Here is an 11358-nt window from a genome sequence, read left to right on the forward strand (position 1 = left end):
GGGTAAGTGCGGCGCCCACGGCTTGCGCATTATCGTCGCCATGAGGCCGCCGTCGGCCGTGGAGAAAAAGAACATGTCCAACACCTTTCTCAATCCGGTAAGCACCCAGACCTGGGCCAACGGCCGCCATATCGTGCGTTGCGTCAAGGTCATCCAGGAAACCTGGGACGTGCGCACCTTCTGCTTCATGGCCGACCAGCCGATCATGTTCTTCTTCAAGCCGGGCCAGTTCGTCACCCTGGAGCTGGAGATCGAAGGCCAGCCGGTGATGCGTTCGTACACCATTTCCAGCGCGCCGTCGGTGCCCTACAGCTTCTCGGTGACGATCAAGCGCGTGCCGGGCGGCAAGGTCTCCAACTATCTGCACGACACCCTGCACGAAGGCCAGGAGCTGGCAGTGCACGGGCCGGTCGGGCTGTTCAACGCCATCGACTTCCCCAGCCCCAAGGTCCTGTACCTCAGCGGCGGCGTCGGCATTACCCCGGTGATGTCCATGGCCCGCTGGTTCTACGACACCAACGGCAATGTCGACATGGTCTTCGTGCACAGCGCGCGTTCGCCGAAGGACATCATCTACCACCGCGAGCTGGAGCACATGGCCTCGCGGATCCCCAACTTCAGCCTGCACATCATTTGCGAGAAGCATGGCCTCGGCGAGCCCTGGGCCGGCTATCGCGGCTACCTCAACCACAAGCTGCTGGAGCTGATGGCCCCGGACTTCATGGAGCGGGAAATCTTCTGCTGCGGCCCGACCCCCTACATGACTGCGGTCAAGCGCCTGCTCGAAGCGGCCGGCTACGACATGAGCCGTTATCACGAGGAGTCGTTCGGCGCGACGCCGCCGGAGGCCAAGGCTGACGCGGTGGAGCATGCCGAGCAGGCGGCGGAAGCGGCGGAAGAGATCAGCCCCAGCGACCTGCACCTGGTGGAGTTCACCGCCACCGGCAAGAGCAGCCGCATCGCTCCCGGCGAGACCGTGCATGCTGCTGCGGCGAAGGTCGGCCTGATGATTCCCAAGGCCTGCGGCATGGGTATCTGCGGTACCTGCAAGGTGCTCAAGCTGGGCGGCGAGGTGGAGATGGAGCACAACGGCGGGATCACCGACGAGGACGTTGCCGAGGGTTACATCCTGTCGTGCTGCAGCGTGCCGAAGGGGGATGTGCGGATCGAGTATTGAAGTTCAGTACAGCGCGATGCGCTGACTGTTGCACAGCACTACCAGCAGCATGAAACCCGCCAGCGTCAGCAGGCGGGTTTTGTTTTTCAGCGGTGCGCCGGACGCCGCGAGCAACTGGGCATGGCAATGCACGGCCATGGCGCCGACCATGGCCAGGGTGAACAGCGCAACCGCCAGGGTTCCCAGTCCAAAGAAGAAGCGCTCTCCCAACAGCCGCAGGCTGACCACGCTGTCCACGGCCGGAATGGCCGACGCCATCAATGCTCCCAGCGACATCAGCCACAGCGCCGGCAGGGTGATGCCGGTGTAGCTCGCCCCGCTTCTGCCGGCCAGGGGTGTCAGGCCGATCTGCCAGAGCGCCGCGAGCAGCGCGAGCAGGCCGAACGCCGACCAGGAAAAGCTCAACTGGCGTTGTGCCGTATCCATCTCCAGCGACCACCACGCGCCCAGCGTCAGCAGGCCGAAGGCAATCGCCAGCACAGGCGCGAGCAGCGCTTGCAGGCGATGCAGCAGGGGCGGACCGACCAGAGCCAGCAGGGCGGCGAGCAGCAGTGCCATGACCTGCCAGTTCAGTGCCGTCCCGGGCAACAGATGGATTGCCACCCGACCCAGGACATCCAGGTGCAGCACATGGATCAGCACGGCGATTGGCAGGGTCAGCCTGCTGGCAGGCGCCGAGCGAAGCAACGCGGGCAGCAGGCTGGCGAGCAGCACGGCGGGGAAGATCGCCAGCAGCGATTGCAGGAAGGTCAGGCCTTGCAGTGGCCCGAGGAAGCCAATTGCCAGCGGGGCGGGCAGGAAGTTGCTGGTGAACCAGAAGGCGGTGGGCTGGCGGGGTTGATCACGCATGGCGGGTTCGGCGTTCTCGGGGCGTTTTCGAGGGCGCGAGGGTAGGGCAAGGGAAAGCTCTTTGCCGGGGGGAAATGATTCAAAACGTGCGGGGGAAACAGGCGGGGATCAGGGCGTTATTGCCGGTTTCGCGGGGGAAATGGCGGGATTTGTAGGAATGGGGCCCGAGCCATGTAGGTAGAAGCTGGTGGGCGCTCAGGTTTGTGGGGAATTCCTGATGTCGCTGTCGATATTGAGGCCGCCATCGCTGGCAATGCCAGCTCCCACAGGTATCGCGTGTACCGCTGAACCTTGTGGGAGCCGGCGTTGCCGGCGATGAGGCCATCAGCCTCGACAGATCAGTCCGAAAAAATAGGTAGATACCTATGCAGCGATGAGGCCCGGTCTCAGACCCTGAAGCGCCCCACCAGGCTGTTCAGGTCCACCGCCAGGCGCGACAGTTCGGCACTGGCCGCGCTGGTCTGGTGCGCACCGGTGGCCGATTGCACCGACAGGTCGTTGATGTTGACCAGGTTGCGGTCCACTTCACGGGCCACCTGGGCCTGTTCCTCGGCGGCGCTGGCGATCACCAGGTTGCGTTCGTTGATCTGCGCCACCGCGCCGGTGATGGTGTCCAGCGCACTGCCGGCGCCACGGGCGATGTTCAGGGTCGATTCGGCGCGCTCGGTGCTGTTGCGCATCGAGCTGACCGCCTGTTCGGTACCGCCCTGGATGCTGTTGACCATGCGCTCGATTTCCGCGGTGGACTGCTGGGTACGGTGCGCCAGCGCCCGTACTTCATCGGCCACCACGGCGAAACCACGGCCCGCCTCGCCGGCCCGGGCCGCTTCGATGGCGGCGTTGAGGGCGAGCAGGTTGGTCTGGTCGGCCAGGCCGCGGATCACGTCCAGCACCTTGCCGATATCACGGGACTGTTCGGCCAGGTTGCCGACCAGCACCGAGGTGCTCTGCACATCGTTGCTCATGCGCTCGATGGCACTGACGGTCTCCAGCACCAGGTCGCGGCCGTCGGTGGCCGAGCGGGTGGCTTCGGCGGAGGCCTCGGAGGTACTCACCGCGTTGCGCGCCACTTCCTCGACCGCGCTGGTCATCTCGGTGACCGCAGTGGCCGCCTGCTCGATCTCGTTGTTCTGCTGCTGCAGGCCGCGGGCGCTTTCCTCGGTGACGCTGTTCAGCTCTTCGGCCGCCGAGGCCAACTGGGTGGCGGAGCCGGAAATCTGCTGCAGGGTGTCGCGCAACTGCTCCTGCATCTTGGCCATGGCCTGTTGCAGGCGAGCGGCTTCGTCGCTGCCCTCCGGGCGGATGCTGTGGGTCAGGTTGCCGACGGCGATCTGCTCGGCCACGCCCAGCACCTCGTCGATCGGCTTGACGATGCTGCGGGTCAGGACGATGGCGCAAAGGAAGGTGAGCACCGTGGCCGCGACCAGCAGGGCGATGACCAGGGTGAAGGCGGTGGAATATTGATCGGCAGCCGCCAGGTTGATGTCGCGGGTCTGCTCGGTGTTGATCTTCACCAGCTTGTCCAGCGCTGCGGTGGTCTGTTCCATGGTCTGCAGCAGGTCGCGGTTGATCATCTCGCGGATGGCCGGCAGGTCATTGGCCTGGGAGAACTGCACCAGGCGCGATTCGAGCTGGCGGTACTGGCCGAGCACCTGGACGAACTGGTTGTACACCGCCTTCTCTTCGTCACTGGCGATCAGCGGCTCGTAGACCTTGCGCGCAGCGTCGATCTGCGCGTTGCGCTCGTTCAGCTGGCTGTAGGTGTTCTGCACCACGTCGGCTTCGCGGTTGATCATCAGGCGATAGGACAGGGTGCGCAGGCGCAGGGTCAGCAGGTTGATCTGGTCGAGGGCCTTGATGCTGGGCACCGTGACCTGCTCGATGTCTTCGCCGGCCTCGCGGATCTTGCTCATCTGGGTCAGGGAGAAGATGCCCAGCGCCAGCATCAGCGCACCGATCAGGGCAAACCCCAGCAGCGCGCGCGGGGCGATATTCATGTTGCGTAGGGACATGGTTCGGATCCGAATCAAAGAGACGCGATCCATGCGCCAGGGACTGTTTGTTTCAATTAATGTCGTCAGACGGCAGTCGGACTTGAGGGTTTGTCCGACAAAAATGCTGTGCCTTCCATCGGCTTTACCCGACCAAATGCGGGAACAAGATGACCCATATCAGGTCAATCTGCACCAACCCGGGGCTCTAATCCCGATATCTCTGGCGGGGCCTGCGAGTTTTCTTTATCGTGTGCGCCCCCCGCAACAACCCCCTCGAGAAGGCAAATCATGTTGGACAACACCCTGAGTCAACTGGAACAACTGGTCGGCGAACTGCTGCAGAAAAACCAGCAACTGGCCGAGCGCAATGCACAACTGGACGGCGAGCTGGCGCAAGCCAAGGACGAGAACGAAAGCCTGCAACTGAGCCTGATGGAACAGGAAGAGAAGTACGCCGGTACCAACGCCCGTATCCAGGCCCTGATCGAACGCGCCAGCGGTACCGTTAGCGCATGAGCCAGGACGCGAAGACGATCAATGTCGTCTCGATCATGGGCAACGACTACTCGATCAAGGCCCCGGCGGGCCAGGAGCAGGTACTTGCCGATGCGGTGCGGATGCTCAAGGCATCCCTGGCCGACACCAAGCGCAGCTATCCGTCGCTGATTGGCGACAAATTGCTGGTCCTGGCGGCCCTGAACCTCTGTTCGCAGCAGATCGCGCTGCAGCAGGCGCACCAGCAAACCCTCGACCGTTATCAAGAGCAAGTCAGCGCCACGGTCGAAGCGATCAGCCAGGCGATCGATAACGCCTGATTTCCACTGATTCAGCAGTTCCCTGTGGGAGCGGCTTCAGCCGCGATTGCGGTGGTGAATTCACCAACGTCATCGCGGCTAACAGCCGCTCCTACAGGGTCCGCGTAACGCCTTCCTTTTCTGCTTTTTCTCCTGACCACACTTTTTGTCAGGGATATTGTCGTGCCCGGCTGGAAATATCGTATACCAATGATGTATACAATTGGCCTGTCCTTTGCAGTACAGGTTTTTATTTCTCCGAGGAACACCCATGCACTTCTGGCGGCGCAGTATCCAATGGCAATTGATCGCGAGCATGGGCGCAGCCCTGTTGGTGAGCATTCTGATCGTGGTCGGCATCTATACCGTGGCGGTCAATCGCCTCACCGAGCGTTACCTGGTGAATACGGCGCTGCCGGCCAGCATTGAGGCGATTCGTAACGACATCGAGCGCATGCTCACCCGGCCGCTGACCGCCGCCGCCGACATCGCCCGCAACCCGATGCTGCGCGACTGGCTGGCCGCCGGCGAAGACCCGGCCCAGGCCCCGGCCATCGTCGAATACCTGGAAGCCATGCGCGAACAGAACAAGGCCTTCACCTCGGTGTATGCCTCGACCCTGACCAACCACTACTACAACGAGAAAGGCCTGGACCGTACCCTGAGCCGCAGCAACCCGGTGGACAAGTGGTTCTACGGCTTCGTCGACAGTGGCGACCCGCGCATGCTCAACATCGATACCGACACCAGCACCGGCGAGCTGGCGCTGTTCATCGACTACCGGGTGGAGAAGGACGGCAAGCTGGTGGGCGTCGGCGGCCTGGGCCTGCGCATGGCCGAGATGTCCGAGCTGATCCACAACTTCAGCTTCGGCGAGCGCGGGCGGGTGATGCTGGTGCGCAACGATGGCCTGATCCAGGTCCATCCGCAGACCGAACACGGCGGCAAGCGCCAGTTGGCCGAGCAGATCGGCGAAGCGGCGGCGCAGACCATCCTGCTCAATCACGACGGTTTCGAGAACGTGCGCTTCGAGCGCGACGGCGAAACCTGGCTGGCCCTCAGCCTGCCGCTGCGTGACGTGAAATGGCGCCTGGTGGCCGAGGTGCCGGAAGCGCAGATCTATGCTCAGGTCCGCGACACCGTCTGGCTGACCAGCCTGACCGGCGCCGCCGTGGCCCTGCTGTCATTGCTGCTGGTGGTGTGGCTGGCGCGGGGCATCGTGCGGCCGCTGCGCCAGGTTACGGCGGCCCTCGGCGCGATCGGCGACGGTGGCGGTGACCTGAGCCATCGCCTCGACGAAAGCCGCCGCGACGAACTGGGCGATCTGGCCCGTGGTTTCAACCGCTTCCTCGATGGCCAGCGCCGGTTGATCGGCGAAGTCCTGCGCACCAGCCAGCAACTGGGCAAGGAGGTCAACCAGGTGATCAAGGTGGTGGTCAGCACCGCCGAGCGCTCCGGGCGGCAGCAGGAAATGACCGAGATGGTCGCCACCGCCGTCCACGAAATGGGCCTGACCGTGCAGGAAATTGCGCAGAACGCCGGCGAAGCGGCGCATGCCTCGCAGACTGCGCGGGATGAAGCCCTGGAGGCGCGGCAGGTGGTGCAGCGTTCGATCAGCCATATCGAAGGCATGTCCGGCGAGATCGGTACTGCGGCGGCGGCGGTCAGCCAGCTGGCCGAGGAAGTGGCGTCCATCGACAAGGTGCTGTCGGTGATCCGCAGCATTTCCGAGCAGACCAACCTGCTGGCGCTGAACGCGGCGATCGAGGCCGCGCGGGCCGGTGAGATGGGCCGTGGCTTTGCCGTGGTGGCGGATGAAGTGCGTACCCTGGCGCAGCGCACCCAGGTGTCCACCGGCGAGATCCAGCAGATGATCCAGCGCCTCAAGCAAGGCACCGGGGTGGCGGTGGATTCGATGCACGCCGGGCAATCGGCGACCGGTACCGGAGTGGAGTCGAGTCAGCTGACCGGCGAATCCCTGACCACCATCACCGGCCAGGTCGAGCGCATCAGCGACATGAACCTGCAGGTGGCGACCGCGACCGAGGAGCAGTCGGCGGTGACCGAAGAGATCAACCGCAATGTGCAGGGTATTTCCGATCTGGCCCGGCAGACGGCGGCGGAAGTGGAAGGATGCAGGAAGGATTGCGAGGCGTTGCAGCGGCTGGCGGATGATCTGGCGCGGCAGATGGGTGGGTTCCGGTTGTAATGGGGCGGGCGGGGGCTCGGCTGACCGTTGGCGGTCAGCCGAGCCCTGTTGGCGAAGGATCTCAGGTCGCGTTGTTGTCAATCAGTTCAGTGCCAGCCACCTGGGCGGCCTCAGCTGCGGTAAGGCGGCGGCCTTGGGTGACCCTGCCGGTCAGTTGCTGCTGGACGGTGCTGCTGTTGCCGCCATGCGGACCAGAGCCCCATGTGACTACCCGACCATCACTGGTCAGGGCGGTGAAGGCATAGATGTTTTTGTAGATAGCCCGAACGTTGTATAGCTGGCTGGCGACGGGCGCTGTATCCCCTCCAATGGAGGGTTCACCCCAAGCGACTACAGAGCCATCGCTGCAAAGGGCCGCGAATGCCGACCTGTTGCCGGTAACCTGGACAATATTCGACTTGGCCTCGACCTCCGGGGTCAATTTTCCGCCATGCGCCGGTTCACCCCAAGCCATGACTTTACCGTTGCTCAGCCGCGCGCAGAACGCTTGATCGGTGGCGGTGACCTCCACGACATTGCGCAAGTCTGCGACTTCCTTTGGCAGCAAACCACCGGCACCGGTATTGGGCCAGACCTTTACCTGGCCCGTTTCCAGCAGGATGCAGAAGCAATTGTGGGTACTGGCGTCGATCCTCAGCACATTGGTCAGATTGGCGACCTCCGTGGGCACCAGTCCTCCAGCGTCGGAACGTCCCCAGGCAATCACCTGTCTAGCGTTGCCAGTTACCCGCAGTGCGGCGAATGCGCGGGTACTGCTGGCGATCTGTTTGATGTCGTTGTACTGATCCTGTCCGGGACGCAATGTCCCCCCATAATCGAAGTGCCCCCAAGCCACCACATGCCCGCTGGCTCGCAAGGCGGCCATGGCGCTGGTCCCACCATGAAGCGATACGTAGTCCGTGTACTGCAGGACCCTTGGTGGAACCGGCACCATGTGCACGTTCGTCCCCCAGCCCTGCAGCGCACCGGCGCGCTTGCGTGCCACGAAACATGAGGCGGAATCTTTGATCTCGATAAAATCCCCGGCGATTGAAGTGGGGATACCACCGTAATGCTGGTTGCCCCAGCAGACGATACTGCCGTTACGCAGGCGGGCTGCGTAAGCGGAGCCGCTCGCGGAAAGTTCCACGACGGCATCTGTGCCCTTGATGGCGTCATTCAGCGTTCCGCCCCATTCTCCATAGCCCCAGGCCACCACGTCGACCTTGCCGTTGCCCGGCACCACCTCGTCGCGCATTACGGCAAAGGCTGCGCGGGTACCATAGCCATCGGTCCCACCGTTACCGAACACATTCGCCGGCCGGCATTCCCAGGTCTCGCTGCGACTGCGCACATAGAGCTTCAGCGAAGGTTTGTCATCGAGCCACTGAGTCGCCACAGTCCACTCCGTCTCGCCTTCGTAGCGCCATTCCGCGCGCATTGGCAGTTCCGTCTGCTCGCTGATGGCACTGAGCATCCGTGGTGCTGCGATCGCGCGATGGTAGTTGGCCGCGAAGCGCGCACCCATCACCCGCAGCGGCCCGTCGTCGACTTGGGAGATAACGAAGTAGGTCACGCTGTCCGATTGCTCGATCGGCCCGCCAGCCGCGCGGGTGATGTTGTAGCTCAGGGTGAAGCTGGCCGCTTCGTTGGCCTTGATCACCTCGTAGGGCAGGGTGACTGTGACCGCATTCCCGCCCTCGCCGGTGTCGATCCAGTGGGTGACGCTGGTACTGCCGCCTTCCGCACTGCCGATGACCCGCACCACCACCTTGTCATGCTCCTCGAACTGCGCTTCGGCCGCGATGCTGACGGTGGCGCCTGCGAGTACATCGTCCGGATCAAGTTGATTGCCGTTGGCCTCGAGGATTTCCGGCAGCGGCAGGGGCACCACTTCGCGCACCACCGAGTAGGTGACCGCGTCGGAAGTCTCGTCCGGTCCGCCGTCGGCCCGCTGGATTTCGTAGCGCAGGTCGAAGGTGGTGCCTTCGTTGGCCTCGATGATCTCGTAGGGGATGGTCAGCGTGACCGCTTCACCGCCATCGCCGACGGGCACCTTGTGGGTGATGCGGGTGCTGCCGCCCTGGCCGTTGCCGATCACCTCGACGATCACCTCGTCGTTGTCGGCGAACTGCGCGCTGGCATCGATCGATACGGTGGCGCCATCGAGGACGTCCTGCGGGTCGATTTGCGCACCGTTGGCTTGGAGGATGGTCGGCAGTGGCAGTGGCACCGGTTGTTCACGGGCACCGATGCTGAACCGCGCGCTGTCGGAATAGCGATTGGCTTCACCCGGGCTTTCGACCCAGTAGGACAGCGCAATGTCCTGGCCCCGGTTCGCTTCGACCAGCGTGCGGTTCATGCTGAAGAGTACGTCGTAGCCGACCATCGGTTCGCTGATCGGCATGTAGTCGTCATGGTCCGGGCCATCGGCGGCATTCCACAGCAGGTGCACGGTCTGGTCTTCGTGCATGTCGGGCCAGTGCGGTATGACGATTTCCAGTTGCTCCAGCAGATCGTCGGGATCGAGTACGCCATCGACTGCGGGCGGGAGGGTTCGTGGTGCCGGCAGCTCGAAGCCGGCCTCTCCCACCTGCAAGAGCAGATGATCGGATTCGAGCTCGGTACCGCTGCTGTCCTTGTGCAACCGGTAGTAGACCCTGACCCTGCCACCGTCCAGCGGTGCGATGAACGCGCCATCGATCTCGAACAGCATGGGCTGTCCTGCGCCACCACCACTGACGCCACGTTGATCTTCCTTCAGCAACGGGGTGCCGTTGGCGAGGGTGCCCAGCCAGGTGAGGTACACGGTGTCGCCGGCCTCGAGAGCGTCTCCCGGGATGATTACCGTGGTGGTGGCCAGGGCGGGATCGAGGGTGTCGCCGACGGCGTCGCTGACCTCGGGTTTGGGCAAGCGCTGCTCGACGCCGAGGAAGGTGGCGAAGCTGCGCTTGGAGACGCCGATGGGGCTGCCGGCGCGGCTCACGGTGTACGAGGCGACGGCACGGCCGAGACCCAATTCTTTTACGTCAGCATTGGGAATGATGAAGTCCAGGCGTGATGGCACCCGCGATACCGTCTGTTCTTCGGGTTCGACGGTAATGGGCAGGCCCTGGGCGGTGGTGCCGACCCACTTCAAGGCCACGACATCGCCCACCAGCAGTTCACCCGAGCGTTCGGCGTAGACTTCGACCATCAGGTCATCATCGCCCAGCAGGTCGAGGTCGATCAGGTCCGGCGGTACCGCTGCAGGGTCGGGGTTGACGATGACTGGTGCTTCGAACAGCCCCTCGCCTACCTCGACGATGAGGTAGGTACGCATCGACCATTCACTGGACTGGTTGTGAACCTCGTCCACCACCCTGTAGACCAGCACCAGTTCGTCGCTGTCGCCGGCGGCGAGGATGGTCGCCTCGGTCACCAGGAACTCCACCGACGCCGCATCGACCTCCGCCTGGGTCACTTCGTGATTGAGCTGTTCGCCGCCCCAGCTCAGGGTGATGGTGTCGAACACGCGCATGTTGGGGTAACCGGGGACGGTCACCTTTACGCCGTTTTTTGCCGCTTCCTCGTCGATGATGCCGCTCGGTGGCAACTCGGGCTCTGGCGGCAGCAGGTTCTGGTGGCCAGGGGCGTCGGGCTCGGGGTCGGTACCGCCGGGGAACAGGGTGCGCACCAGAATGCCGAGGGGCGTGGACTCTTCGCTGTTGCCGCTTCCGGCCCGGGTGACGCTGTAGTGCAGGTCATGGACGCCTTCCGGAACGCGGTTGGCGCGGACGAACATGGCGAAGGGCCGGCCGATGTTCGTCGGTGGCAGCAGGCCAGTGGCGACAGGCACGCCGCTATCGCCCCAGAACACCTCGATCGAGTCGTTTTCCTGCATGTTGACGTAGGTGGGAATGCTGATCACCAGGCCTGAGGTGTTGACGTTGATCAGGTGGTGATTGACCCCTCCGTAGGCGCCTTCAGTTTGTACAGGGCGGATAATGCCGGGGATCTCGACGGGGTCGAGCATCAGGATTTCCGAGGCGTCTTCGTTGTGGGTCATGGCGGTCTCCAGGACATGTCCAGTCCGTAGGGGATGTCGGTAGACCGATTGAAGAGCGCGCAAGCGAGGCGGCGCAACTGACAGAAATATCAGGTACATGCCGCCTGGCTGGGGGGTATGCAGAAGAATCAGGTACTTGCAGGCAGCGCCTGGACAGGCCGTTCGTCGGGGATGCCGATGCTGCTATCGCTGTGGTTCGGATTCTATGGTGGCAGGCAAGCAGATTGATGTTGTGACTGCTGGCCTCATCGTCGCATGGGTATCTACACATCTCTATCAGGTACAACACGGACCTTGTGGGAGCGGCT

The 11358-nt window shown here is 63.5% G+C and carries 6 protein-coding genes and 3 pseudogenes; 5 read left to right on the forward strand and 4 right to left on the reverse strand.

Going from position 1 to position 11358, the window contains the following annotated elements; genetic code table 11:
- The first annotated feature begins 73 nt into the window (after window positions 1-73).
- Complete coding sequence (gbcB, locus tag ACODSK_RS25860; protein WP_489019960.1) at window positions 74-1177, forward strand: glycine-betaine demethylase subunit GbcB; 1104 nt, start codon at window positions 74-76, stop codon at window positions 1175-1177.
- Window positions 1178-1180: 3 nt separating this feature from the next.
- Here the strand turns inward: gbcB and ACODSK_RS25865 are convergent, their stop codons facing one another.
- The 3 genes and pseudogenes from ACODSK_RS25865 to ACODSK_RS25875 all read right to left on the reverse strand — a co-directional run.
- Window positions 1181-2026 carry a hypothetical protein gene (locus tag ACODSK_RS25865; RefSeq protein WP_489019962.1) on the reverse strand — a complete coding sequence of 282 codons (846 nt, stop codon included), beginning with the start codon at window positions 2024-2026 and terminating at the stop codon, window positions 1181-1183.
- 386 nt (window positions 2027-2412) lie between these two features.
- Window positions 2413-3528 (reverse strand): annotated as a pseudogene (locus tag ACODSK_RS25870) (methyl-accepting chemotaxis protein); the annotation flags it as partial.
- A 15-nt stretch (window positions 3529-3543) separates the two neighbouring features.
- Window positions 3544-4071: pseudogene (locus ACODSK_RS25875) on the reverse strand (MCP four helix bundle domain-containing protein); the annotation flags it as partial.
- A 237-nt stretch (window positions 4072-4308) separates the two neighbouring features.
- On the opposite strand from ACODSK_RS25875, the gene ACODSK_RS25880 reads away from it, so the two are divergent.
- The 4 genes and pseudogenes from ACODSK_RS25880 (at window position 4309) to ACODSK_RS25895 (ending at window position 7023) form a co-directional block, all read left to right on the forward strand.
- Complete coding sequence (locus ACODSK_RS25880) at window positions 4309-4536, forward strand: hypothetical protein (protein ID WP_489019963.1); 228 nt, start codon at window positions 4309-4311, stop codon at window positions 4534-4536.
- Window positions 4533-4835, forward strand: a complete 303-nt coding sequence (locus ACODSK_RS25885) for a cell division protein ZapA (RefSeq protein WP_489019965.1) — start codon at window positions 4533-4535, stop codon at window positions 4833-4835. Before ACODSK_RS25880 ends, ACODSK_RS25885 begins: the two co-directional genes overlap by 4 nt.
- Before the next feature lie 295 nt (window positions 4836-5130).
- A pseudogene (locus tag ACODSK_RS25890) lies at window positions 5131-6156 on the forward strand (cache domain-containing protein); the annotation flags it as partial.
- Window positions 6157-6294: 138 nt separating this feature from the next.
- The gene (locus ACODSK_RS25895; RefSeq protein ID WP_489019969.1) at window positions 6295-7023 is read left to right on the forward strand and encodes a methyl-accepting chemotaxis protein; all 729 of its coding nucleotides are present in this window, start codon (window positions 6295-6297) and stop codon (window positions 7021-7023) included.
- A gap of 61 nt (window positions 7024-7084) precedes the next feature.
- Here ACODSK_RS25895 and ACODSK_RS25900 read toward each other — a convergent pair whose 3' ends face one another.
- Complete coding sequence (locus tag ACODSK_RS25900) at window positions 7085-11050, reverse strand: RCC1 domain-containing protein (protein WP_489019967.1); 3966 nt, start codon at window positions 11048-11050, stop codon at window positions 7085-7087.
- Between the last annotated feature and the right edge of the window lie 308 nt (window positions 11051-11358).

Source organism: Pseudomonas sp. FG98 (assembly GCF_057808595.1).